This is a genomic window from Bhargavaea ginsengi, from assembly GCF_900109165.1.
Classification (GTDB): domain Bacteria; phylum Bacillota; class Bacilli; order Bacillales_A; family Planococcaceae; genus Bhargavaea; species Bhargavaea ginsengi.
This window is the reverse complement of sequence record NZ_FNZF01000002.1, coordinates 430,921-455,425: the sequence shown is the minus strand read 5'-3', so window position 1 is coordinate 455,425 and position 24,505 is coordinate 430,921. Positions and strand designations below refer to the sequence as shown.

Annotated in this window: 28 protein-coding genes; 16 read left to right on the top strand and 12 right to left on the bottom strand. The window is 50.5% G+C overall.

The annotated features are described in order from the left end of the window. Nucleotides 1-103 precede the first annotated feature (103 nt). From metA to BMX91_RS07465, 3 genes are all read left to right on the top strand, one after another. Nucleotides 104-1,012 (top strand): homoserine O-acetyltransferase MetA, encoded by a 909-nt coding sequence (metA, locus tag BMX91_RS07475; protein WP_092051679.1) that lies wholly within the window; start codon nt 104-106, stop codon nt 1,010-1,012. A gap of 14 nt (nt 1,013-1,026) precedes the next feature. Then, nucleotides 1,027-1,455 carry a DUF1801 domain-containing protein gene (locus tag BMX91_RS07470; protein ID WP_092051677.1) on the top strand — a complete coding sequence of 143 codons (429 nt, stop codon included), beginning with the start codon at nt 1,027-1,029 and terminating at the stop codon, nt 1,453-1,455. A 77-nt stretch (nt 1,456-1,532) separates the two neighbouring features. Beyond that, nucleotides 1,533-2,288 (top strand): hypothetical protein, encoded by a 756-nt coding sequence (locus BMX91_RS07465; protein WP_092051675.1) that lies wholly within the window; start codon nt 1,533-1,535, stop codon nt 2,286-2,288. Between the two features lie 154 nt (nt 2,289-2,442). Here the strand turns inward: BMX91_RS07465 and BMX91_RS07460 are convergent, their stop codons facing one another. Next, a complete protein-coding gene (locus tag BMX91_RS07460) occupies nt 2,443-3,186 on the bottom strand; it encodes a glycosyltransferase family 2 protein (protein WP_177168313.1) in 744 nt (247 codons plus the stop codon). A gap of 149 nt (nt 3,187-3,335) precedes the next feature. Between BMX91_RS07460 and BMX91_RS07455 the strand changes: the two genes are divergently transcribed. The 4 genes from BMX91_RS07455 (at nt 3,336) to BMX91_RS07435 (ending at nt 7,070) form a co-directional block, all read left to right on the top strand. Next, on the top strand, nt 3,336-3,839 hold the full coding sequence (locus BMX91_RS07455; protein ID WP_092051669.1) for a DUF1648 domain-containing protein: 504 nt from the start codon (nt 3,336-3,338) through the stop codon (nt 3,837-3,839). A gap of 18 nt (nt 3,840-3,857) precedes the next feature. Beyond that, on the top strand, nt 3,858-4,157 hold the full coding sequence (locus BMX91_RS07450) for a TIGR04104 family putative zinc finger protein (protein WP_092051666.1): 300 nt from the start codon (nt 3,858-3,860) through the stop codon (nt 4,155-4,157). Then, on the top strand, nt 4,151-5,290 hold the full coding sequence (locus BMX91_RS07445) for a zinc metalloprotease (RefSeq protein ID WP_092051663.1): 1,140 nt from the start codon (nt 4,151-4,153) through the stop codon (nt 5,288-5,290). The genes BMX91_RS07450 and BMX91_RS07445 overlap by 7 nt, the downstream gene beginning before the upstream one ends. A gap of 358 nt (nt 5,291-5,648) precedes the next feature. Beyond that, complete coding sequence (locus tag BMX91_RS07435) at nt 5,649-7,070, top strand: sodium:solute symporter family protein (RefSeq protein ID WP_092051657.1); 1,422 nt, start codon at nt 5,649-5,651, stop codon at nt 7,068-7,070. 50 nt (nt 7,071-7,120) lie between these two features. Here the strand turns inward: BMX91_RS07435 and BMX91_RS07430 are convergent, their stop codons facing one another. After that, nucleotides 7,121-7,597 (bottom strand): S-ribosylhomocysteine lyase, encoded by a 477-nt coding sequence (locus BMX91_RS07430; protein WP_092051654.1) that lies wholly within the window; start codon nt 7,595-7,597, stop codon nt 7,121-7,123. Between the two features lie 173 nt (nt 7,598-7,770). On the opposite strand from BMX91_RS07430, the gene BMX91_RS07425 reads away from it, so the two are divergent. Next, nucleotides 7,771-9,153 carry an MATE family efflux transporter gene (locus tag BMX91_RS07425; RefSeq protein WP_092051651.1) on the top strand — a complete coding sequence of 461 codons (1,383 nt, stop codon included), beginning with the start codon at nt 7,771-7,773 and terminating at the stop codon, nt 9,151-9,153. 88 nt (nt 9,154-9,241) lie between these two features. Here the strand turns inward: BMX91_RS07425 and BMX91_RS07420 are convergent, their stop codons facing one another. The 5 genes from BMX91_RS07420 to proB all read right to left on the bottom strand — a co-directional run bounded on the left by BMX91_RS07420 (nt 9,242) and on the right by proB (nt 14,039). Further along, nucleotides 9,242-10,174: an aldo/keto reductase gene (locus tag BMX91_RS07420; protein WP_092051649.1), complete on the bottom strand. Its 933-nt coding sequence runs from the start codon at nt 10,172-10,174 to the stop codon at nt 9,242-9,244. A 55-nt stretch (nt 10,175-10,229) separates the two neighbouring features. Next, nucleotides 10,230-10,985: a cytochrome c oxidase assembly protein gene (locus BMX91_RS07415; RefSeq protein ID WP_245744349.1), complete on the bottom strand. Its 756-nt coding sequence runs from the start codon at nt 10,983-10,985 to the stop codon at nt 10,230-10,232. Nucleotides 10,986-11,013: 28 nt separating this feature from the next. After that, nucleotides 11,014-11,499, bottom strand: a complete 486-nt coding sequence (locus BMX91_RS07410) for a DUF2243 domain-containing protein (protein WP_092051645.1) — start codon at nt 11,497-11,499, stop codon at nt 11,014-11,016. A gap of 156 nt (nt 11,500-11,655) precedes the next feature. Next, nucleotides 11,656-12,918: a glutamate-5-semialdehyde dehydrogenase gene (locus BMX91_RS07405; RefSeq protein WP_092051642.1), complete on the bottom strand. Its 1,263-nt coding sequence runs from the start codon at nt 12,916-12,918 to the stop codon at nt 11,656-11,658. Continuing rightward, on the bottom strand, nt 12,915-14,039 hold the full coding sequence (gene proB / locus BMX91_RS07400; protein ID WP_092051639.1) for a glutamate 5-kinase: 1,125 nt from the start codon (nt 14,037-14,039) through the stop codon (nt 12,915-12,917). Before proB ends, BMX91_RS07405 begins: the two co-directional genes overlap by 4 nt. A gap of 156 nt (nt 14,040-14,195) precedes the next feature. On the opposite strand from proB, the gene BMX91_RS07395 reads away from it, so the two are divergent. The 5 genes from BMX91_RS07395 to BMX91_RS07375 all read left to right on the top strand — a co-directional run bounded on the left by BMX91_RS07395 (nt 14,196) and on the right by BMX91_RS07375 (nt 17,333). Further along, the gene (locus BMX91_RS07395) at nt 14,196-14,468 is read left to right on the top strand and encodes a hypothetical protein (RefSeq protein ID WP_245744320.1); all 273 of its coding nucleotides are present in this window, start codon (nt 14,196-14,198) and stop codon (nt 14,466-14,468) included. A 105-nt stretch (nt 14,469-14,573) separates the two neighbouring features. Continuing rightward, nucleotides 14,574-14,993, top strand: a complete 420-nt coding sequence (locus tag BMX91_RS07390; RefSeq protein ID WP_092051636.1) for a MarR family winged helix-turn-helix transcriptional regulator — start codon at nt 14,574-14,576, stop codon at nt 14,991-14,993. A 68-nt stretch (nt 14,994-15,061) separates the two neighbouring features. Continuing rightward, the gene (locus tag BMX91_RS07385) at nt 15,062-16,249 is read left to right on the top strand and encodes an MFS transporter (protein WP_092051633.1); all 1,188 of its coding nucleotides are present in this window, start codon (nt 15,062-15,064) and stop codon (nt 16,247-16,249) included. A 274-nt stretch (nt 16,250-16,523) separates the two neighbouring features. Then, the gene (locus BMX91_RS07380) at nt 16,524-16,934 is read left to right on the top strand and encodes a carbonic anhydrase (protein WP_092051631.1); all 411 of its coding nucleotides are present in this window, start codon (nt 16,524-16,526) and stop codon (nt 16,932-16,934) included. Between the two features lie 27 nt (nt 16,935-16,961). After that, complete coding sequence (locus BMX91_RS07375; protein ID WP_092051629.1) at nt 16,962-17,333, top strand: nuclear transport factor 2 family protein; 372 nt, start codon at nt 16,962-16,964, stop codon at nt 17,331-17,333. A gap of 310 nt (nt 17,334-17,643) precedes the next feature. Here BMX91_RS07375 and BMX91_RS07370 read toward each other — a convergent pair whose 3' ends face one another. From BMX91_RS07370 to selD, 5 genes are all read right to left on the bottom strand, one after another. Beyond that, nucleotides 17,644-18,060 (bottom strand): universal stress protein, encoded by a 417-nt coding sequence (locus tag BMX91_RS07370; RefSeq protein WP_092051627.1) that lies wholly within the window; start codon nt 18,058-18,060, stop codon nt 17,644-17,646. A gap of 196 nt (nt 18,061-18,256) precedes the next feature. After that, nucleotides 18,257-19,015 (bottom strand): ABC transporter permease, encoded by a 759-nt coding sequence (locus BMX91_RS07365; protein WP_092051624.1) that lies wholly within the window; start codon nt 19,013-19,015, stop codon nt 18,257-18,259. Next, complete coding sequence (locus tag BMX91_RS07360; protein ID WP_092052189.1) at nt 19,012-19,710, bottom strand: ABC transporter ATP-binding protein; 699 nt, start codon at nt 19,708-19,710, stop codon at nt 19,012-19,014. Before BMX91_RS07360 ends, BMX91_RS07365 begins: the two co-directional genes overlap by 4 nt. A 356-nt stretch (nt 19,711-20,066) precedes the next feature. Next, nucleotides 20,067-21,149: a tRNA 2-selenouridine(34) synthase MnmH gene (gene mnmH, locus BMX91_RS07355; protein WP_092051621.1), complete on the bottom strand. Its 1,083-nt coding sequence runs from the start codon at nt 21,147-21,149 to the stop codon at nt 20,067-20,069. A 25-nt stretch (nt 21,150-21,174) separates the two neighbouring features. Continuing rightward, nucleotides 21,175-22,215 carry a selenide, water dikinase SelD gene (selD, locus tag BMX91_RS07350; RefSeq protein ID WP_092051618.1) on the bottom strand — a complete coding sequence of 347 codons (1,041 nt, stop codon included), beginning with the start codon at nt 22,213-22,215 and terminating at the stop codon, nt 21,175-21,177. A gap of 154 nt (nt 22,216-22,369) precedes the next feature. Between selD and BMX91_RS07345 the strand changes: the two genes are divergently transcribed. From BMX91_RS07345 to BMX91_RS07335, 3 genes are all read left to right on the top strand, one after another. Next, nucleotides 22,370-23,092: a YebC/PmpR family DNA-binding transcriptional regulator gene (locus tag BMX91_RS07345; protein ID WP_092051614.1), complete on the top strand. Its 723-nt coding sequence runs from the start codon at nt 22,370-22,372 to the stop codon at nt 23,090-23,092. 62 nt (nt 23,093-23,154) lie between these two features. After that, on the top strand, nt 23,155-23,931 hold the full coding sequence (locus tag BMX91_RS07340; RefSeq protein ID WP_092052185.1) for an exodeoxyribonuclease III: 777 nt from the start codon (nt 23,155-23,157) through the stop codon (nt 23,929-23,931). An 85-nt stretch (nt 23,932-24,016) separates the two neighbouring features. Continuing rightward, on the top strand, nt 24,017-24,496 hold the full coding sequence (locus BMX91_RS07335; protein ID WP_092051611.1) for an SRPBCC domain-containing protein: 480 nt from the start codon (nt 24,017-24,019) through the stop codon (nt 24,494-24,496). Nucleotides 24,497-24,505 lie beyond the last annotated feature (9 nt).

Genomic DNA, 24,505 nt, shown 5'->3' with positions numbered 1-24,505 from the left:
CTTTCTCCTACCATTCGGCCTCTGAATCGTCTATCATTTGGATATTGCGGTTTATCCATATGCTTTCATATAGACAACCTGCCAAGAAGGGGGAAAATCGGACATGCCGATCAACATACCAAAAGACCTTCCTGCTACAAAAAAACTGCAGGAGGAGAAAATCTTTGTCATGGACTCGGACCGGGCGGTTTCTCAGGACATCCGGCCACTGAACATCCTGATCCTGAACCTTATGCCGGAAAAGGAACGGACCGAACTCCAGCTGCTGCGCTTGCTTGGCAATACGCCTCTACAGGTGAATGTCACATTCATGACGATGGCCAGCCATCAGTCGAAAAATACCAGTAAGTCACATCTGGATGCTTTCTATGTCACGTTCGATGAGGTCAGGCACCGGCGGTTTGACGGAATGATCATTACGGGTGCCCCGATCGAGCATCTGGATTTCGAAAAAGTGAATTATTGGAACGAACTAACAGAAATCTTTAAATGGTCAGACCAGAATGTAACGTCAATCCTCAATATCTGCTGGGGCGCACAGGCAGCGCTTTACCATTTCTACGGAATTGGAAAGCGGCCGCTTCCGGAAAAATGTTTCGGAGTATACAGGCATACGATTTCAGACCCGACTGTACGGCTGGCGCGTGGATTCAATGACCTGTTCGTCGCGCCCCATTCACGCTATACCGAGGTGGACTCGGAAGAAATCCGTAATCACCCGGAGCTTCATCTTCTATCAGAATCGGATGAGGCGGGTGCCTTTATCATCCTTTCAAAAGACGAGAGGCATATTATGATCACTGGGCATCTGGAGTATGACGCAGACACTCTCGCGATCGAGTATCGTCGAGACCAAGATAAGGGACTGGGCACCGCCATCCCCGAGCATTACTTTCCGGATGATGATCCGGAGAATATTCCGCTCAATACGTGGAGATCACATACGTTCCTGCTATTCTCGAACTGGCTTAACTACTATGTGTATCAAGAAACGCCATACGTCTGGGAATAAAGGAGTGGATTTTCATGTATGAGCAGAAAACCAAACCATCAGATAGCAGTGTTGTCGAATTCATCGAGCAGATCGAGCATCCCCGGAAAAAAGAGGATGCCTATCGCCTCCTCGATTTATTTACAGAAACCACCGGCAGGGAAGCAGTGATGTGGGGACCGAGCATCATCGGATTCGGCAAGTATCACTATCAATATGCCACGGGTCATGAGGGGGACTCGCCGCTTGTCGGGTTTTCCCCGCGAAAGGCAAAAATCAGCCTTTACGTGACAGTGGACAATTCGGAACGGGAAGAACAGCTCTCCAGATTGGGAAAGCACACTTCCGGCAAGTCGTGTGTGTATGTCAATAAACTCGATGACATCGACCAGGATGTCCTGAAAGAGATCATCCTGAGTTCCATTACTTTTCTTGAAAAGACATACCCCGATGGCATCGAATAAGAAAAGGGAATCTGCGAACAGCAGGTTCCTTTTTTCTCGTGGGGGTAAAGTAAGAGCGGACAGCAGGAGGGACGCAGATGAAAAAACAATGGATACTGTTGATATTCATCCTCTTCCTTTCAGGGTGTGGAGGAGGAGAAGCTGACGATGAAATCGGCGCAGAGAAATCTGGAAACAAGCTGTTTGGTGAGCTGCTCGGCACGATTTCAGAAGTGGACTCCTATGAAATGGATGTTGAGATCGGAGTGGAAACCCCGGACGGAAAGCAGGAAACAACCATGGGAAAGGTCAAAGTGGCAGACTTTGATATGCCCGAGATGCACGCAATATACGAGAAAATGCCAGAAGTCGTATCCCGGGAGAATACGTCTGTACTGGAATATTACCAGGCAGGTGAACGTCTTGTCGTCAATCTGGGCGATGGATGGACAAACGAAAGCACTGAAGACATCACTGCAAATGATCTGCCCTCGGTCCGCTATATGGACATCGTACAGTTGTTGCGGGAGATCGAAGGGGAACTGGACATAGCCGATGCACGGAACTCGCTGATATACGAGGGAGATAGCCAGAAGGTATTTGAGGCCTTCAGTAAAACGCTGTCCATTTCTTTTAGAGATATCCAGCCGGAATCAGCAATGAGCCGGTTGGAGGTCCGTCTTGATGACAAATCGTCGATGATGAAAAGTTTTTACTATACCGTTACCGGAACGGAAAAAGGGCAGACCGAAACGATCAGCTATCAGCTGAATTACGACCGGATAAACGAGGTAGAGGGCATTGATATTCCTGATGAGGTCCTCGACGAGATGAGCGGTACCACCACTCACTGACGCAACGTTTCCCTGACGGATAATCGGGTAAATATTGAATATAGAATATGTTCCTCTTCAAAAGACGCCCGCGGTCAGCCAAGCTGCGCGGCCTCTTTTGTGTGTTCAATCAATAAAAGCCTGCCCGGATGTTCCGGACAGGCTTGACCAGTTTTTAGGTTTCCTCTGCAACTTTCTTTTCTGCAGGTTTTACATACAGCGACTTTCCGCTGAAATAGCCGGAGAAGATCTTCACGAAGATCCGGATTGAATCGAGTACGGGACGGTAGTGGGAGCTGGCATTGTGGTCCAGGTAGATGGTTTCAATGGTGATTTCCCGGATATCGAGATCCTCCCGGACGGCATGGATCAGCATGTTCATTTCATAATCATACCGATCGCCCCGGATGGTCATGAGCCAATGGAGATCCCTTCGGGGGATGCCCCTGAGGCCGGTCTGTGTATCGTGGAGCCGCCTGCCAAAAAGCATGCGGAACAGCCGGGACGTCATCCGATTTCCAAACAGGCTTCTCGCCGGAATGTCCGGGTGGATAAAGTCCCTCACGCCGAACACGAGTCCACGGATAGACTTTTCGGTCTCCGCCATTACTCTGATGACATCCCCGGCGGCATGCTGGCCATCTGCATCGGCTGTCACGACATGAGTGACGTCCTCGCATTGATCGAGTACATGACGGAATGCGGTTTTAAGTGCTGCCCCCTTGCCCTGATTCCGTTCGTGGGTAAGTATGGTACATCCCTTCATTTTACGGATCGAATCAAAGACCGTCGAAGACCGAAGGGCGCTTCCGTCGTTCACAACAATGATCCGGTAATTCCCTTGTTGCCTAAGTTGGCTGATATAGTCCGGCAGGCTGTCATCCGGATTGTAAGCGGGAATGATGATTGCAGTATTCATCATCGTGCCTCCTCCCGGTATCTTGGTTACTGTCCTATACCCGTTTCAACAGTTCTATGCAATAGAAATCCGGAATACACGGCTGGTGAGCACGAAAAACTTGAAACCTGCAAAGGGGACAAAGCGTAAATAAAGCAGGGGTGATAAGCGTGAAGACCTATAATCGTCCGAAACTGGACATTCCAAAAACAGCATTGGAACGAATACTCGACTGGGCTGCTATTCTGTTGTTTGTCGCGGGTACCGGCTATCTGATCTTGACGTGGGGAGATCTGCCCGCTGAAGTTCCTGCCCACTTTAATGGGGCAGGAGAAGTGGACCGCTGGGAATCCAAATGGACACTTGTGATGCTGCCCATCATCGCGGCCTTGCTCTGGATCGGAATGACCATTCTTGAGAAATATCCCGAAAAGCACAATTACCTGGCGGAACTGAATGAGCACAATATTGAGTTCCAGTACCGCAATTCCAGAATGATGCTGAACGTTCTGAAGAACATCGTCGTTTTTGTATTCATCTACCTGACCTATCAAACAGTTCAAGTAGCGCATGGCGGCGAAGATTCGATCGGAATAATGTTCCTTCCGGTTTTCCTTGTACTGATGTTTGTTCCGATGATTGTGTTTATGATCCGTTCGATAAAGCACAAATAAAGAAAGGGGGGTACCTTCATGCCCGTCTGTGCAACATGTTGTCATCAGTGGTCATTCAAGGAAACAATGCGAGCGATGTATACCCTTAAGCCGTCGATGACCTGTCCAAACTGCAGGCAGGAACAGCATCTGACTTCCGTTTCCAGAAAGCGCGGAGCTTATATGCCGTTCTTGATTCTGATTCCAATGCTCCTCAATGCGTTTTTTGACCTTAACTGGCTGACCCTGTTTGGGGGAATGGCATTGATTGCAGCCGTCTTTCATCTGATCTACCCGCAACTCATTGAACTTACGGATAAGGAGGAACCGATTTGGTGACGGCACCCAAAGAAAAGAAGAGAGGACACAAAAAGCAGAGTCTCAGACAAACACTGGCCGGCCTTGCCATCGGTGTCCTCTTGTGGCCGATGTTCCTTCCTTATCTGTTTATCCATGATCCTGTCATCGATCTGAAAAGCACACTGGTCATTCTGGTCGCCATCGTTATTAGTGCAGTACTTGCCCTGATCGTCCACGAATTCGGGCATGCCATCGCAGGATCCTTCTCAGGCATGAAGTTCATGAATATGAGTATCGGCCCGATTGTTATAATCCGGTCAGGCGGAAGGAGCCGGATCATTTTTCAGAAGCCTGCACTTGGTTACCTGGGGCGTGCCATGTTGCGGTTTCCAGCCGAAACACCTTCGGAACAGATGGAATCCGGGCTAAAACGGTATGTGGCCGGCGGTCCTGCAGCCAATATTGTTGCGGCAGCCGTTGCAACTGCTCTCGTTTACACTATCCTTCCATCCGGCATCCTTCTGACATTTGCCATCGTCAATCTCCTTCTGGGAGCAGCCAACCTGATCCCAACCGACAGCAAGGGAATGATGACGGATGGAAAGCACTTGTCCATGCTTTCGGGAAAAACGCCGGGCAAGGAACTGGTGCTGATCAGTTACCGTCTGATGCAGGAAGATACTGAAGGGACAGATTGGAGCCCGGAAACAGTTGCTCAAGCAGAGGAGTTGATCAGGCGGCATCCTGATCATCCGCTGACGCCTGCCTTGTATGCGTCATTGTCTCCCTATTACATACCTGAAAACCCGTCAGAAGCCGAGGCTCTGGGCAGCGGAATCGCATTCCGCGAACGGTATCTGAAAATCGATCCACTGCAGGACATGGCAGACATCGCTATGGTCCATGTGCTTTATGCTGCCGGCAAGCTCACTTCCGAACCGGAAATCCGTTTGAAGCTTGTTCAGATCGGAGATGCCGAAAAAGTCACCAGATTGTTCCGCGATGCTTATTTAGCATATTTGGATGAACAGCCCGGGAAGCTCCACAATTGCCTGGAGGAGCTTGAACTTGTACTTGGCCAATGGCATTCTCTTTATCTGGAATGCAAGTACGAAAAGGAGCGCATTGCGGCATTAAGAAAGGTTCTCTTGGATCAAACCAAAGATGTTTAGTACGGTCATGCCGGCTGGATTTATTCGAGTTTTCCGTTTGACGAAAAACGATCGCATAATAAGTGGAACAGTTGGTGACAGAGTCTCCGGAAGTTTAAGTTGAGCTTATGCATATCGGGGGCTGCGGACGCCTTTCGGAAAATATGCAGTTCCTGAGAGTCTTCTTTGGAATCGGGTGGGAAACTGACCAAACCAACCTGAGGAAATCCGGTGCAAACATGGATCATAATGGGCAACACCAAGAAAAGGCTGTGTATCTGCACGGCCTTTTCTTAATCGGCATAATTTCGGGAGAAAAAAGGAATCTTGCAGAAAGGTGTGGAAGGGAGGGAGAAGACAGCGGGACAGGGGGGATTTAGTGAATATATCAGTTTGGATTTGGGGATTGACCATCGTGTTATGTGCGCTCTTCATTATGATTGCGTTTTTGTTCAGGAAAAAATCAGGGGAAAGTTTTGTCCAGTATGCCATTGCGGGGGGCACGCTTCCTTTTATCCTGATTCTTTTCACTGATATCGCCACCATTATGGGAGTAGGGAATTTCGTCGGACACTCTGCCAAAGGCTATGAGATCGGAGTGGCCAATATCCCGTTTGTTTTTGGGGAGCAGGGTGCCAAGGTCTTATTTGCCCTTGTTTTTGCCGGTTTTGCAGCACGGTTTACATACGTCACCATAGCTGAAATGATGGATGATCTGATTTTGCGTGACCGGGTTGCCCGGGCTCTGATTGCTGTCCTCACTTCGGCGATCATGATTGCATGGACGAGCGGTCAGGCAATCGGGATGGGTGCGCTTTTCTCGACTTTCACCGGAACCGAACCGCTTCCGATGATACTTCTTTTCTCCGGTGTATTTATCGTTTATACAACCATAGGCGGCATGTATTCGGTTGTTTGGACGGACTTTATTCAGGGTTCTCTTCTAATCGCGATCGCCCTATGGTTCTATTACCGTGTATTCAGCGAGGTCGACTTCAGTTATTCGACACTCCAAAACCAGCTTGCCGATGTGGACGGGCTCCATCTGACAGCACTGAACCTATCGGCGATGGAAGTATTGAGCCTGTTCGTGACAGGCGTGTTCGGTATCCTGGCCGCTCAGGTATATTGGCAGCGCTGTTTTGCGGCGGAGAGTCCCAAGGTGGCAAGCCGGGCGATGCTATTCGGTGGCATTATCGCGATCGTATTCACTTCACTTACCACTCTGGCAGGACTTGTCGTCTATACGAAAAACCAGTCGCTTGATCCGAATCAGGCCATCTCCCACTTTATTCTGGAAGAACTGACCCCTGTGGCAGTGCTGGCCTTTTTCTTGCTCGTCTTTCTTGCTGCAATCTCCAGCGCTTCTTCACTGCTTCATGCGGCTTCAGTCGTGATCGTGAATGATCTGATCATCCCCAACATGGGGGAAAGGAAAGAGGCCTTCTATGTGAACATGACCCGCTGGTGCGTTCTGCTGGTCGGTGTGTTTTCTGTAGGGGCTGCCCTCCTGTTCGAATCAATCATCGATCTGTTCTCACTGGCCTATACGATGGCCGGGGGAGGCGTTGTTCCGGTGCTGATCGTCGGGCTGCTGTGGAAAAAGAGAAAGTCAGAACGGTTTGAGATGGGAGAACGGAACAGCCGTGTCACGGTATGGGGAGCAAGGGCCGGAATACTTTCCGGCGCCATTGTGTCGGTGACTGCAGGGATCCTTTGGGGAGTGCTCGCTTCAACCATTTTAACGATAATGGTCTCACTGCTGCTTCCCAACAGGGAAAAGCCTGCACTCAGTTCATGAACTCCATAAAACACAAAAGGAGACTCCTTGACGGGGTCTCCTTTTAAAATTCAGTTTACAGGCTCTGCAAATTTCCGTTCGAATGCATCAATGCTGATTCCCGCATCAAGGACCTGCTTGGAATATTCTTTGGCGGCGAACAGGGAGTGGTCCCTATAGTTGCCGCATTCAAGTGCGGAAACGGCCGGAACTGTTTCCGTTTCGATCACTTTTTCCAGTGTCGCCTTTAGTCCACGCGCGATTTCTGCAGGATCGTGTTCATCCCAGATGATCATGTAGAAGCCGGTCCGGCATCCCATAGGGGAGATATCGACAATGCCTTCGACTTCGTCCCGCATATAGGTGGCGAGCAGGTGCTCAAGTGTATGGACCGCAGAAGTCGGCATTGCATCTTTGTTGGGCTGGAGGAAACGGAGATCATATTTCTGAAGCGATGCACCTTTTGTATGCTGTTCAGTGCCTGCAAGCCTGACATAAGGGGCAATCACTTTGTTGTGGTCGAGAAGGAAGCTTTCGACTTGTGCCATCGGGCATTCATCCTTTCGAGGTTCATTTCCTACTTATCATATCAGACTAAAAATACAAAATAAACCATCTAAACTTTCCAGGTGAAATTCCAAGCTGAAGTGGTTTCCAATGTAAAGTCGGCATGGTATGATATTTCCTGTTTTGATTCTAAAAAAAGGAAGAAGGAATTGCGATGTCTGCGACTGCAGTTGGCGGCCAGGAAAAGAAGCTGAGCCTGTTTCACCTGACGTGGCCGATTTTTCTCGAGTTGTTTTTGTTCATGCTGATGGGATTGACCGATACCTTCATGCTGAGTTCACTGTCGGATGATGCAGTATCCGGTGTGGGGGCTGCCAACCAGTATATTCATATCGCAATCTTGGTGCTTGAAGTCGTCGGGAACGGAGCGGCGATTGTGGTTTCCCAGTACTTGGGTTCCAAACGTTATATAGAGGCGGCGAAAATTTCAGGACTTGCGGTCTCCCTTAACCTTTTGGTCGGTTTGGGCCTCAGTGGCATGTTTATGCTGTTTACGAACCGTCTGATGACTGCGATGAATCTGCAGGGTGAAGTGCTTGCGCATGCGGAAGCGTATTTATCCATTGTCGGGGGTGCGATCTTCCTGCAGGCTATTATCAACTCCCTTGCTGCCGTGATCCGGGTGCACGGCTTCACGAAGCAGACGATGTTCGTCTCGCTCGGGATGAATATCATTCACGTAATCGGTAACTATGCCCTTATTTTCGGTAAGTTCGGGCTTCCCGAACTTGGCGTACAGGGAGCCGCGATTTCGTCAGTCGGCAGCCGGGTCATTGCTGTGTTCGTCTTTTTCTGGCTGCTGTACAAAGTGATGGAGTATAAGATTGAATTCAGATACTACATTACCTGGACGCGTTCATACATTGCCAAAATCCTGAACATCGGGCTTCCGAGCGCATTTGAGCAGATCTTGTATCAGGGATGCCAGCTCGTCTTCCTATACTATGTGACTCATCTCGGCACAGAAGCGCTTGCCGCCCGGCAGTATGCGGTGAACATTTCGATGTTCAGCTATCTGTTCGCATTGGCGATCGGCCTTGGGACGTCGATCATCACCGGCCGTCTTGTCGGAGCCGGAAATAAGGAAGAGGCCTACACCGGGCTCTGGAAAAGCCTGAAATGGGCGTTCCTGTTTACGATCATCATGGTTGCGGTCGTCATGACGTTCCGCTATCCTCTGATGCGGCTCTTTACGGACAATGAAGCGATCATTAAACTTGGGGCTTCGGTTCTCCTCCTAGCCTTCCTGCTGGAGACGGGCAGGACGTTCAACATCGTCATCATCAACTCCCTACGTGCGTCGGGCGATGCGAAATTCCCGGTCCTGATGGCGGCACTTTCGATGGTCATGATGAGCCTTCCGCTCGGTTACTTCCTTGTATTTGTGATGGACCTTGGTCTCGTCGGTGTCTGGCTCGCAATTGCTGCTGACGAATGGACAAGGGGGATCTTCATGGCTCTACGGTGGAAAAGCCGTGCCTGGGAGCGCCATGCACTCGTCGACGACGACGTTCAGCCAACCCCTGAAATTGCCTGACGGCAAGAGGGTTATTCAAATTTATTATAAAAACAGCAGCCGGTTCCTGCAAAAGAGGAACCGGCTGCTGTTTTTCATATTGAGATTTTCATCTGAAAATCGATTCAATTTCTCGTCGTTCTTCTTTCGAAAGAGACACTTCAAGTGTCTTCAGGTTGTCGAGCACCTGTTCAGAACGCTTTGCACCCGGGATGACCGAATCGATCGGCCCTTTTCCGAGGTAAAAAGCGAGAACAATATGTGCAATTTCCGCATTGTGGGCTTCAGCGATGGGCCGCAGCTTGTTCACGCGCTGTACATTTTGTTTGAACGTCTCTCCTTGGAACCGTGCCTGGCTTTTCCGGAGGTCGTCGAATGTCTCATTGCCGCTGTACTTCCCGGCAAGAAGGCCTGCGGCGAGCGGATAGTAAGGGACGAAAGAAATGCCGTGCCCGGAAGTGTACGGGAAGTAGGCTTCTTCGGCGCCGCGCTCAAGAAGATTATACTCTCCCTGAAACACATCCACATAGCCATCCTGGTCGGCTTCCTTCAGTTGTTCCGGTGAGAAGTTCGAGATGCCGATTGCGCGGATTTTGCCTTCGTCTTTCAGTTCTTTCAGCGCACCGACAGCTTCGGCTTTCGGTGTGTCTTCGTCAGGATAGTGGATATAGTAAAGGTCGATATAATCGGTCTGAAGCCGCTTCAGACTCTTTTCCACTTCCTCCCGCAGGAAGGCAGGGGAGTTATCGACGACGATCCCGTCCCCGGTTTGACGGTGAGCCCCTTTTGTGGCAATCACCAGGTCCTGTCGTCTGCCGGATTCGCGCACCACTTCACCTACAAGCTCTTCAGAACGGCCCATTCCGTAAATAAATGCAGTATCGAGAAAATCGATGCCATGGCTGATCGCCGTCCGCACGAGTTCCCGTCCTGTATCCTCATTCAGGTTTGGGTAGAGATTGTGGCCGCCGACCGCGTTTGTACCAAGACCGATCGGGTTTACGCTTAGACCTGACTTTCCTAGATTAACCTGTTTGCCCATGAACGCCAGCCCCTTTCATTTTGTAGCGAATACATACTACAGTTTAGGGGAGAGGCTAAGACGTTTCAATTTTTTGATAGGAATGCCGGGGAGCGGTTGCCCGATACCAGCTGCTGAACAGCAGGATGATGATGACAAGATCGACAAGGTCGCCTCCGTAATACATGAGCATGGCGCCTTCCCTAACTTCATCTGCCGGAAAGCCGGGGAGGGGGTTTGCATAAATGTACTTGCTCAGTATGCCATGAGCCGCAAGTGCAAAGATAAAAATGACCGTCTGGAACAAGTGGCTGCTTGGATGAGGGGCCGGGTCGATATAAATCATGGATATTGTGAACAGATAGCCCGCAGCAAATACATGGATGTGAATGAGCAGGTAAAGCCACAGGTGATGGTGCATCAGCTGAAACAGGGGTGTGGCGTACAAGAGCCAGAGCCCGCCGATGTTCAGCACGGACGCCGTGATGGGATTCCGGTAAAAGCGTGCGACCGGATGCCGAAGCATCTTCGTAACCTGCCTGGCAGCCGGTACCGGGAGTGCCCGGAGTAGCAGGGTGACGGGTGCGGAAAGGGCCATCAGGAGCGGCGCAAGCATCCCGAGGAGCAGGTGGCCAGCCATATGAAATCGGAAATCCAGATGGGCAGCGTCGGCAAGCGGTCCTGCAAAAACCGCCACCGCCATTGACGATCCTGATAGCCACAAAATAAACCTCCAGGCCGGCCATTGTTTTAGCCGTTGGACTTTATTTGTCCTAAGCATCAGGAGGAGGTATCCAGCAGTTCCTAAAGTTGCGAAAAACACAATGAGCATCTGGAGGGCAGGGGGAAGGAATGCATGCTCATGATGCAAAGGTCTCGCCCCCGCTTATCCGTATGCTATCTTTCCTGGCACTCCGGATTAATAGAAGCCCCGCAATGATCATGATAGCGGCTGTAATGTTCCAAATGAGGTCGTACGGCAGAATGTCCACATTGTAGCGGATCTGATGGATCCTCATCAGCTTATGCTGGATGATGCCATCATACAGTTGAAAGCCTCCTCCGCCGAGCAGTTTCCCTCCCCAGAACATCTTGTGCCAAAATGCATGCCGGCGCATCAGATCTGCAACCAGGTATAGCGCGCCAACTGTGGCGAACCAGCTGAATGCATGAAAAAGCCCGTCTGAAATGAGTCCGACGGATGTCGTAGAACGATCGTAGAATTTATGCCAATGCAGCAGTTGATGGAAGATGGTTTCATCGATAAATGCAACAAAGCCAAGACCAAACAAAACACCTGCCCATAGATTCTTCGTCTTATGGCTGAATTTGTGATGTGGTGACATGGTCACTGCTTCCTCCTTTTCGGTCACGCATGTAAAGTATTGCCTTGCGTGAAAGACAGTAAACCGTTGTCATCACGGCAGGAATTATGTGATTGAATATGGTCATGAGAAAGCCGGCTCCCAAGATCGGAGCCGGCTTTTTTAGTCCCGCAGGAATCACTTGCACTGACCGCTGCCCGCAATTAATGTCTTCACCGAAGTGAGGGCAGGGAGTCCCATTGGTCCGCGGGCATGTAGTTTTTGTGTGCTGATGCCGAGCTCGGCGCCGAATCCGAATTCGAATCCGTCAGTGAAGCGGGTGGACGCGTTATGGTAAACGGCAGCCGCATCGACACCGATCTGGAATTTAGCCGCTTCGGCCGTATCATTGCTGACGATTGCTTCCGAGTGCCGGGTGCCATAAGTATTGATATGGCTGATGGCTTCTTCGGTTGAAGAAACAACTTTGATCGCGACTTCGAGGTCAAGGTATTCCATCGCCCAATCCTCGTCGGAGGCGACAAGTACACCATCCGCACGGTCTATAATGCCTTCATCACCATGGATGACCACACCTTCCCATTGCAATGCCTGTACCAGCTCCGCCGTATGTGGCCAGTTTTGATGGATCAGAATCTTTTCCGCCGCATTACAGACGGAGGGACGCTGCGTTTTGGCGTTTACTGCAATATGGATCGCCATCTCTTTGTCGGCAGACTCAGAGATGTAGACGTGGCAATTACCGGCACCGGTCTCGATTACGGGAACTGTCGCCTGGTCAACAACGGTTCGGATCAGATTTGCGCTGCCCCGGGGAATGAGGACATCGAGAACATCATTCATCTTAAATAGGCGGGCGGCTGTTTCCCGGCTCGTGTCTTCCACGAGCTGCACTGCATCTGCCGGAAGGCCCACAGTTTCGATGGCATCCCGGATTACGGCCACAAGTGCCATATTGGAACGGATGGCCGACGAGCTGCCTCTCAGAATGACGGCATTCCCGGTCTTGAGGCACAGGGCCGCCGCATCGACGGTGACATTGGGACGTGCTTCATAAATGATTCCGACCACACCAAGCGGAACCCGCACAGTGGACAGTCTCAGGCCATTTGGCCGTTCCCATTCATCTACAATTTGACCGACCGGGTCGTCGATTGCAGTCAGTTCGATAAGCGCATCCGCTATGGCACCGATGCGGGACTCATCCAGCATGAGCCGGTCCAGAAGGGATTCGGACAAACCGGCGGCACGGCCTGCTTCCAAATCTTCACGGTTCGCGTCAAGGATAATTGCCGCCTTGGACCGGAGTGCCTCTGAGATCGACTTGATGGCATCGTTTTTTGCCGCAGTCGGCAACCCTGTCAGGCTGGCCGCGGCTTTCTTCGAGTTGATCCCGATTGTCTGAAGTGCGTCGAAATGGGTGCTCTGAACGTTTGTCATCGTACCGCCTCCTTGATTTTCAGATGAATCCACCGGTTGCAGTGAATAACTTCAGGTGTGGTCCCTCCGGAAATTTTCATGGCATCATCTCCCGGTTTTCCGATAATCTCCCTGACTGTTTCAGCCGGATAATTCACCATGCCTCTGCCGATCAGTTCGCCTTGCTCGTCGAGGACGTCCACCACTTCACCTTGTTTGAATGTGCCAGTGACAGAGGTGATGCCGACCGGCAGCAGGCTGGTGCCTTTCCCGGCAAGTGCACGGGCTGCGCCGCTGTCCACGGTGATGCTTCCCGCCGGCACGGAACATAAAGCCATCCAGCGTTTTGAATCCTTGCCGGACATAAGTGAGGAAATTCCGATGTAGGTGCCGTTTCCGCGACCTTCCACAATATCGATCAGTTTTTCGGCCCCTTCACCGGTACCGATGAATACATGGACACCGAGACTGCCAGCAGTTCTGGCGGCAAGCACTTTTGAACGCATGCCTCCGGTTCCGACAGCCGATCCTGTCCCTGTGGCCTGTTTCAGCAAACCGTCATGGACCTCCGGGATGAAGGCATATTTTTTAGCTTCCGGATCGGAGTTCGGATTGCCATCGTAAAGTCCGTCAACATCAGTGAGGATCGAGAGAAAGTCAGCGTGGACCAGGCCGGCCACAAGAGCCGAAAGCATGTCATTGTCCCCAAAAGTGATTCCTTCAACAGATACCGAATCATTTTCATTTACAATGGGAAGAGCACCACGGTGAAGCAGTTCCTCCAGCATCCGGCCGGTGTTGTGGAAGCGCTCCTTGCGCATGAGGTCCTGCCTCGTCAGCAGAAGCTGTGCCACCACGATCCCGTGGCTGCGGAACGCTTCAGTATAGGCCTGCACCAGCAGTCCCTGGCCGACTGCAGCCGCCGCCTGTTTGCCTGCCGTAGAGCCGGGACGGGAGGTGTACCCAAGGTTCCTGAAACCGGCTGCAACTGCCCCTGAAGAAACAAGAACCACTTCATGTCCAGCCTGCATCAATGAAGCGATTGCCGCCGCATGTTCACGAACCATGGCATCCGACAGTCCGCCGCACGTATCAGTCAGTGAACTGCTTCCAATCTTGACGACAATCCGCCTTTTCTTCATCCGAAACGCCTCCAATGCGAATGTTAAGAATGATTATGCATCATTATTGATTTTTAATCAATGGTAAATTGGCGCAAAAAATACTTTCATCTGATAATTGAAACTTTTCCGCCACTCTATCCGTATCTTAACAAACTTTAAAAGGAGCTGTTATAAATGTCGGGAGCAATTTTGATCGTAATGATCGTCATGACGATCCCACTAACAGCAATCATCACTGAACATCGGAGAAGAATGTTTGCTTTTCAGAAAGACAGGCTTCAGGATGAAATCGAATTGGAAAAGCTCAAACAGCAGAACTTTATTGCCGAGACAGAAAAGATGAAATTGGAATTGGAAAAACTTAAACTGGATTACTCAGCAGGTATCTCACCGAAGCCAACCCAAGAAGAACCTATCTTGTTAAAAGAAACAGCTGATGGCAAATGATCATCAGCTGTCTTTCTATGATGGGGAGTTTACTTTACAAGGTGAAAAAGAACATGATATCATTAGTTAGCTAAACTAACTAATATTTTATTTCCGGAGGATTCCATGAATCTGAAATCGCATCAATTGTTTTTCAGGAGGTTCACCGATCTATATCGCCCGTTCATTCAAAAAACTTCAGAAGCGCTTTCGGAAGTGGGATTGACACTGCCTCAATGGTCGGCACTCCGTCTGATCGCCGAGCAGGAAGGGATGACACCTGCAGAGCTGGCTGCACGGCAATTTGTTGAAAAACCGAGCGTCTCCAGAACGATTCAGCAGCTGCTGGAAATCGGCCTGATCGAAACCAGGCAGGGGCAGGACCGGAGAGCCAAACAGATTCTGCTGACTGATCATGGACGCAACGTCTATAACGGAGCGTCAGCAATTATTGAAAAGCTGGAGCGGGAAGTGATTGGGGACATCCCGGAACATGAACAGAACGCCATGTCCGAACGCTTCACAGAGATGCAGCGCCGCTTGTAGAGTGTGGCGCTTTTTTGGGTTGGAGAATTTCTATAGGCATTACTCAATAAGTCAGAATGAGGTTGTATATGCAGACTCACAAGCTTTGGACGAAAGATTTTATTTTCGCTTCACTTATTAACTTCTTCCTGATTATCGTCATGTATTTGCTGATGGTGACGATCGGGCCATTTGCGGCTGACAGGTTCCAGGCAAATGCCGGCACTGCAGGACTTGTTTCCGGTTCCTATATCATCGGTGCGCTCATGGCACGTTTTATTGCCGGGCCGCTTGTCGAAAGAATCGGCAATAAAAAGGTCCTTGTGGCCGGAACACTGCTGTATGTTGTATCCGGCGCTACTTACTTCCTGGCCTTTAATCTGCCGCTCCTTCTGCTGATCCGTTTTATCCACGGTATGGGGATGGGGGTCGGATCTACTGCTACGGGATCGATCGTTGCCCGCGTGCTGCCTCCGGACCGCAGGGGGGAGGGGATCGGGTATTATAGCCTTAGCGGCGTACTAGGCGCTGCATTGGGGCCGTTCCTTGGAATCTTGCTTGCAAAGCATCTGCCATTTTCGATGCTCTTCCTTTTCTGTACGATCCTGGCTCTTGCCTCATTTGTACTGGCCATTACAATCAAGGCGGATGAGGATTTGGATTCTGTCCATTCACAGAAGGAAAAAGAAAGCTTCAGCGTATGGTCCTTCATGGAAAAAAATGCGCTTCCGATCGGTATTGTCACACTCTTTGTGGCAATTGCCTATGGCGGGGTGCTGAGCTTTATCATGTTTTACGCAGAAGAAGTGAATCTGGTGACCGCATCAAGCTTCTTCTTCCTCGTTTATGCGATTACGGTTCTGCTTTCAAGGCCATTTACCGGCAAATTGCTTGATCTGAAGGGCGGCAATATTGTAGTCATGCCGGCACTCTTTCTTTTCGCCGGCGGGCTGGTACTGCTGAGTGAATCATCCACCGGGGCCATGCTTCTTGGGGCGGGTGTACTGATCGGGCTTGGTTTTGGCAACTTCCAATCAAGCGCACAGGCACTGTCGGTTAAGGTCGCAGACCCTCATAAGATGGGTCTTGCAACCTCAACGTTCTTCATCTTTCTCGACTTCGGTGTGGGCTTTGGCCCCTACATCCTAGGTAGCCTTGTGCCGCACGTCGGTTATGACGGGATCTTTAAGCTCTTGGCCGGAGTTGTCCTGTTCGCAGTTCTGTTGTACGTCGCTTTGTATGGAGTTCGGGAACATCGGGAAAGAAACACTGCATAATGCAAAAAAGGATGCCAATGCCGGCATCCTTTTTTTTCTTTAGAGACGCGGCAATGGGAATCATGTATAATCGCTACAACCGAACGGTGATTACCGCGCACGCGGTCTAATCCGGTTCGAATTCCCGTTCCGGAGAACCATGACTTAAGAACGAATTTCGACAAGAATCGAAAAAATTCGCATCTTGTGGCGGGATATTGATATTCTGTAAATAGCTTTTGAAGATTGATTTGGATCGCGACCCTATGGGCGGTCCGGAAACGGGGGGAATGTCATGGAAAAGAATGAATTTGTAACAGCAATCAACTGTATGGATGGTCGCGTCCAGGAACCGGTTATGAATTGGATGAAACAGCGCTATAATGCGCTTTATGTGGATATGATCACCGAAGCCGGACCCAATAAGCTGCTCCGGAGCGACAATACGGAAATCATCAAGAATATCTACGACCGTGTGCGCGTATCGACGGACAGACACGCTTCTAAGTATATTGCCATTGCCGGCCATTATGATTGTGCCGGATATCCGGTCAGTGCCGAAAAGAAAAAAGGGAAAATACTGGATTCAGTGGAGCTTATCCAGTCCTGGAACCTCGGATTCAAGGAAATTGTAGGCCTATATATCAATGACAAGTGGGAAGTCGAGATTGTCTGCATCAAAACCGATAATCCTGTGGAAGCTTGAAATCAGCATAAAGGCGGGTTATCGGAATTGGAAGCGTTGACAGCACACATTCTAAAGCTTGAAATGGACCTGTTGGACAATCAGGTCAGGAGCGATCCGGACCGTTTTGGCCCGTTGCTCGATGAAACGTTTTTCGAATTCGGCAAATCCGGCGGATCTTTTTCGAAGGACGATTGTATGAGGGCAGGCTCACTCGGGAACGTCAGACTAAGCATCGATCAATTTCGCTTACAGACAATCGGAGATCGTGCCGTATTGGCTGTTTACCGGACAGTGGATGAAGAAACAGGAAATGCAGCCAACCGCAGCTCGATCTGGAAATCTGACGGCAGCCGCTGGAAAATGATATTCCATCAGGGGACGCCTGTGCCAGGCAATGAAGAAGTGGCGGAATCGTGAAAAATCGGCTTTCCTGATGAACTCTGCACTTAAATTTTGCAGAGAGTATCTGTCACAAAACCTGGCTATGGGGTACAATAAAGAATGAGGGTTACGCCCGGATGAAAGTTATTGAGTTGGAGTTAAGGAGGAACTGCCTTGAATTACTTGGGAGATACTTTACTTCCGATTCTGATCATTGTATCGATCGTTGCTTTTATCGGCATCATCGGTCTTGGAATCATGAAAAACTGGCGCTGATCGGTCGCGGCAAAAAGGGAACTGCGGATTCATTTTCGCAGTTCCCTTTTTTATTATGGGGTAATGATACTTACTTAACGATCATGACCGGGCATTCAGTGCGTTTCAATACTTTGTGACTGACGCTGCCCAGCATCATTTCCTGCAAAGGATTCAAGCCACGGCTGCCAATGATGACCAGATCGAATGCATGGGCATTTGCATGGGAAACGATGGCCGGCCCGGGGTCGCCGTGAAGGATATTCACTTCAAAAGGCACCTGCTCACTCTTCAACAATTCTTCAGCCGGCAGAAGTTGCTTCCGTCTTTGAAGATCCAATTCTGAGCGCCCCCTTGAGTGAAGCACAGCATTCTTTGATTTTGAAAAATCCGCGACATAGGCGATTTCCACCGCCCCATCCATCGCTTTTGCCAGAGCGGCCGCCTGTCCTGTGGCCCGAAGCGAATGATCGGATCCGTCCACGGCCAGAAGTATCCGCTTATACATGACAATCTCCTCCTCTATCTCTCTGATCCGCTCTTCGTCATTCTCTCAATTCCCGTATTAATGTCCTGTCACACAGCAGAAAACCATTTCCATCATGACAAAGTTTCGTCCGGGATAGAGAAAATCCTCTTTTTCATTCGGAATCCGGAAAGATTAAGAACGCCCGCAGGCACGGGGAAGTGCTGCGGGCGAATGGTCAGTCGTTTTTCTGGCGGATTAGCTGCATCCGTTCATTGAAAAGGGAAGGATAGGACAAGAACCCGAGCAGGATGCTTGAAACGACTGCGGTCGTCAAAAGCAGGAACAAAATCAGCAGTTGGAACTGTACCGCCTGTACCGGGTCGGCGCCTGCGATGATCTGACCGCTCATCATGCCCGGCAGCTGAACCAGACCCATCGTCTTTTGGCTTTCAATGGTCGGAATCGTACTGGCTTTGATGGAATCTGTCAGCTGTGTATGGACTGCCTGTTTGGGCGTCCCGCCCAGGGATAAAATCAGCTCAGTCCGGTTCTGGTTGGCTTCAAGCTCCGCTGTGAAGCGGTTCAGGAAAAGAATGGAGAGCACCATTGAATTTCCGACGACCATCCCGCTGATCGGTATGATGTACTGTGCCGTAGCCGGTACGATTCCGAAGCCAAGCAGGATTGCTTGTGTCAGCAGTTCCACGACGACAATGGTGACGGTAATTTTCCAAAGGATGCCGGGAATGGCCTTGCCTTTCTTCGAAGCATTGTGCACTGCTGCAAAAATCATGAGAGCGATCATCAGCAGAATGTACAGGTAACCGTCAGAGTCGAAGACAAACTTCAGAATATACCCAACCGCAAACAATTGGGTAATCGACCGGACGGTCGCAATAATAGTATCTCTCTCCAGCCCGAGGTTTAAGGTTTTTGACAGAACCAGGGGAATGAGAACGAAGATGAGTGTGAGAAAGAGGGCAAGCGGACTCATTGCAGTTCCCCCTTAACAAACCGCCGGACCCGTTCATCTGCCGGGTCTTCAAGGATGTGGCTGTCACCGGTTTCAATCAGCTCACCGGAAATCAGCACCCAAGTGTAGTCGCCGATGGAGATGGCCTGTTCAAGATTGTGTGTAATCCAGATGATTGTCGTACCGTACTTTTGATTGATGCGTGTGATGAGCGATTCGATTTCGCGCCTGGATGCCTTGTCCAGTGCAGATGTGATTTCATCCATCAGTAAAATGTCAGACCGGTTGATGAGCGTCCTGGCGATGGAGACTTTTTGGCGTTGACCGCCCGAAAGCTCGGAAGCTTTTTTATGGAGATAGTCTCCGGATAGGCCAACATCCTCGAGCCATGATATGGCATCCGGCTCCGGGAGTTCTTTTTTTTGAAGCCGGAGCGGGAGGGCCAGGTTATCATAGACAGTCCCGTTGACCATCGGAGCATCCTGAAGGGCCATCCCGACCTTTCTCCGGAGATCAGTCGGCTCGAAGGTGGTCGCTGACTGACCATCGATCAGGATTTCTCCGGAATCTGGAGACAGCAGTCCATTGCATAGTTTGAGGACGGTTGTTTTTCCGGCTCCGGAAGGTCCGACCAATGTGGTGATCCGGCCGGAGGGGAATGACCCCGTAATCGGGCCGACAATAGGCTTGTTGTCAATGGAATATCGGACATCCATGAAATGGATGGCGGGTTCGTAAATAGTCACTTGGCATCGCTCCCGGAAACTAAATTAGAATAATTATAATGTAGCATAAAACCTATGAGAAACAAAACGATACAACCGGAAGGGAAATGGAGCGTCTTTGCGGTTCAGTTTCGTCATTCGAGGTGGAAGTTTCATCATTCATGACGTCAATCTCGTCATTCGTCCGGCAGTCATACGCGAACGATGAGATTATAGAGCTGAATGATAAAATAAAGCGATGAACGAAAAACTGATCAGACCGGCTTGCTGCATACCTGCTATTCCTGTTGGCAAGCAAGATAAAAAGCAGGGGGGAGTCCTTGAGGTTTCCCCGCCTGCTTTTAATTTTATTTATGGTCTTGTCCCGCCGCGGCTTCCCCGGCTGCAAGTTTTCTTCCGATGCGTTGGATCTGCTGCCGGACTTTCCGGTAGGCGTCTTCCATATTGTCGGCATCGATAAAGATTTGGCGTTCATCGTTTTCATCCAGTCCTGCGGAATGCTCGTAGCGCGGGTCGTAATAAAATTCCAGCAAAAGCCTGAACGCGTCCCTGAACCGGTTTTCCTCAAGATGGTTTCTGATCTCTTTGGCAATTGGCGTATGGATCCTGCGTTCGATTTTTGAGAATGCTTCAAGAAATTTCTCGGGATAGGCTTCCGTGTCATAATCATTCAGGATATTCTGTACCCTTTCCTCAATCGGAAGACGTAGGAAAAGGTGGATGCCTTCGTTCTTTTTCTGATCGAAGAATTCAGGGAGTACGGCCTTGCCAATCCTTCTGCTTTCTCCCTCAATAATGACGAAAGGTGCGTCTTCAAAGTTTTTCATGCCACCGACCAGCAGGGCATCGAATTTTTTCTGATTGCTTGGTTCCAGGCCGATCGCGCCGAAGATGGATCCCCTGTGGCCGGCCATCCCTTCCAGGTCCATGACGGGGAACCCGTCACTTTCCAGGCGATGGAGAATCGCGGTTTTGCCGCCGCCCGTATAACCGTTCAGTACGATAAGCGGGGGACTGAATTCAGCTTTTTCAAGCTCTGAAACTACCCATTGGCGATATGTGCGTATGCCTCCGATCAGTCTGCTTGCGCGCAGGCCCATCAGGTCCGTCATCGTTGCCGCTGTTTTGCTTCTCATGCCTCCACGCCAGCAAAAGACGGTGAACGGCTGGTTCAGGCTCCGGAATTCTTCAACAAACTCAGGCAGTTTTGCGGAGAAGATCTCAAGTCCGCGCTTCATTGCGGCCTGTTGTCCATCCTGCTTATAGATTGTACCCACTTCCGCCCGTTCCTCATTGTCGAAAATCGGGATATTGATGGCGCCGGGCATCGTGCCTTCAGCGTATTCCTTCGGAGATCGTACGTCCACGAGGGCATGATTGCTGTTTTTTCGTTGTTTAAACAGTTCGTCGAGTGTCAGTTCTCGCTTCATGATTCATCTCTTTCCTTTTGTTGGCTTACAGGACTCGGATGGTGCCTGCGTTTTCTTCAGTCACTTCACCGATGATATGGGCATCGACTCCGTTTTTGCGAAGGTCATCAAGCAAGCCTTCAGCTTGGCTGCCCTCTACAGCGGCAAGGAGTCCGCCTGATGTAACGGCATCGCACAGGATCCACTGGGCGGTCTCGTCCATCCCGGCCGGATAGGTGATGCTGTCTGCAACATGGGCGTGGTTGTTCTTGGTACCGCCCGGAACGGCACCCTGCCCGGCAAGTTCCTGGGTACGCGGAAGGACCGGAACGTCTTTGGAACGGATGATCAGCCCCGTGCCGCTGCCCTGGGCCATTTCCGTTGCATGACCGAGGAGTCCAAATCCGGTCACATCGGTTGTTGCGTGGACGTCGTATTCATTCATCGTATCGGCTGCTGTTTTGTTGAGTGTGGTCATCACGTTCGTCACTTCCCGGATATCTTCTTCCGAAAGAAGATCACGCTTCAGGGCAGTGGTGTAGATGCCGACTCCTATCGGTTTTGTCAGTATGAGCTTATCGCCGGGTTTTGCACCAGCATTGGTGCGGATTTTCGACGGGTGAATTGTCCCGGTTACGGCAAGCCCATATTTTGGCTCCTGATCATCTATTGAGTGGCCGCCGACCAACGTAACGCCGGCTTCCTTCATTTTCTCTGCCGCGCCACGCAGAATATCGGCGAGGATCTTCTTGTCGAGATTGCCGATCGGGAATGCCACGATGTTCAGAGCGGTCACAGGTGTGCCGCCCATGGCATAGATGTCGCTGATGGCATTGGTTGCGGCAATTTGTCCAAAGTCATAAGGATCATCGACGATCGGCGTGAAAAAGTCGGTTGTCTGGACAAGTGCCAGGTCGTCGGTGAGCTGGTATACGCCTGCATCGTCACTTGTATCCAGTCCAACGAGAAGGTTCGGATCCGGTAAGGCAGCCGGCAGTTCACGAAGTACGCCCGCAAGGTCTGCTGGTCCGATTTTACATCCGCATCCGCCTTTTTTAGTGAGGGTAGTCAGTTTGATTGAAGCCATGTCATCCCGGCCTTTCTTTGACGAGTCTTTTCTCCCATGATATCATATTGGCCATTTCCGGTATGGATGTGGCGATTCAGAATTCATATTGCCGGGAGTTTTTGGTATACTGTATTACTGCAGAGAAGTTCAAATCCGAAAGAGAGTGAATCTCATGGGTCGTAAATGGAATAATATCAAAGATAAAAAAGCAGCAAAAGACCAAAGCACCAGCCGGGTTAACGCAAAGTTCGGCCGTGAAATATACGTGGCCGCACGGCGCGGAGAACCTGATCCGGAATCCAACCAGGCACTAAAGATGGTGCTGGAACGTGCAAAAACCTATAACGTCCCCAAGCACATCATTGACCGGGCCATCGATAAGGCAAAAGGCGGCTCGGATGAAAACTTTGATGAATTCCGGTATGAGGGCTTCGGTCCCGGAGGTTCGATGGTGATTGTCGATGCGCTTTCAAACAACGTCAACCGGACGGTTTCGGAAGTGCGTGCGGCATTCGGCAAAAACGGAGGCAATATGGGGGTAGCCGGCTCGGTTTCCTACATGTTCGACTCCACGGCGGTCTTCGGTGTTGAAGGCAAAGGGGAAGAAGAAATTCTTGAAATGCTGATGGAAGAAGACATCGAAGTCAGAGATGTTTTCGAGGAAGAGGGCAGTGTCATCGTATATGCCGAGCCTGAAGACTTCCACTCGGTCCAGGAAGCTTTCAAGAAGAATGGCATCACGGAATTCCAGGTGGCGGAGCTCAGCATGCTCCCGCAGACGGAAGTCGCACTTGGAGATGACGACAAAGCCCAGTTCGAGAAGATGATCGACGCACTGGACGACCTTGAAGATGTACAGCAGGTCTACCACAACGTCGACCTCGGCGATGAATGATAATAGAATCGGCATGCCCGCCCTCCAAGGAAGGCGGGTTTTTGCATGAAAGGAGCAACAGGATGAAATTCGTTTCCTGGAATGTAAACGGGCTGAGGGCCTGCGTGAAAAAAGGATTTCTGGATTATTTTAATGAAGTGGATGCTGATGTTTTCTGCGTGCAGGAAACGAAGCTCCAGGAAGGTCAGATCGACCTGCAGCTGGAGGGCTATCATCAGTATTGGAACTATGCCGTCAAAAAAGGTTACTCCGGTACCGCGGTTTTCACAAAGCACGAACCTTTATCGGTCCGTTATGGCCTCGGTGATGAGGATGCCCAGGACGAAGGCAGGATACTCACCCTGGAATTCCCGGCTTTCTATCTGGTCAACGTCTATACGCCCAATTCACAGCGTGACTTGGGCCGCCTCCCGCTGCGGTTGGAATGGGAAGACCGATTTCTGGATCACCTGAAGTATCTTGATAAAGAAAAACCTGTCATCATTTGCGGGGATCTGAATGTCGCCCACAGAGAAATCGACCTGAAAAATGCTAAGACGAATGTCGGTAATTCAGGCTTTACCTTCGAAGAGCGCGGGAAGATGACAAATCTGCTGGAAGCAGGTTTCATCGATACGTTCCGGCATTTTTATCCGGACCGTACCGATGTCTATTCCTGGTGGTCGTATATGAATAAGGTCCGCGAGCGGAACATCGGATGGCGGATCGATTACTTTCTTGCGTCCAAACGGCTGGCACCGCTTTTGACAAACGCGGATATCCATTGTGACATCATGGGGAGCGATCATTGTCCGGTTGTACTGGAAGCCGACATTGAGCCAGGCCGCATATTGTCCTGACCGAATTGTCAATTTTAAGAAGGAATCCCGATCCGTCCTGCCGAAATGATGGCAGGGCGGATTGATTTATCAGAGGGGGAGACCAATGGCTGGAATCGCTGAATTGAAAAGGAACGGGGAAGGATTGACGGCTTATCGGGAAGTCCGGTATCCCTATGAAAGAACGGAAGTTTGGGCCTATCTGACCGACAATGACCGGCTCTCAGGCTGGTTTGACGAGCTTCGGATGGGTGAGGCTGCAGAAGGCGGCCATTATCTGTTTGACATGGGAGAGCACGGAAAAGAGAAATTGGAGATTTTCAGATTTGAATCCGGAGAGACCATCGAATTCGACTGGTTCGGTGATGTGGTCAGGTTCGATCTGATTTCTGATGGAGGCAGCACAGTGCTCGCTTTCAAAGAGACGATCCGAAAACTGACGGAGCAGACCGTCAAAGATTTGGCTGGCTGGCATGTGTGCCTGGATGTCATAGGCTGTCTTCTGGACGGCGAAAAGCCCGAAGACCGGCATGCAGATTGGGAAGCATGGCATGATGCTTATGCCCGTGCGGTCGGGGAGCTATAGGAGGAAGCC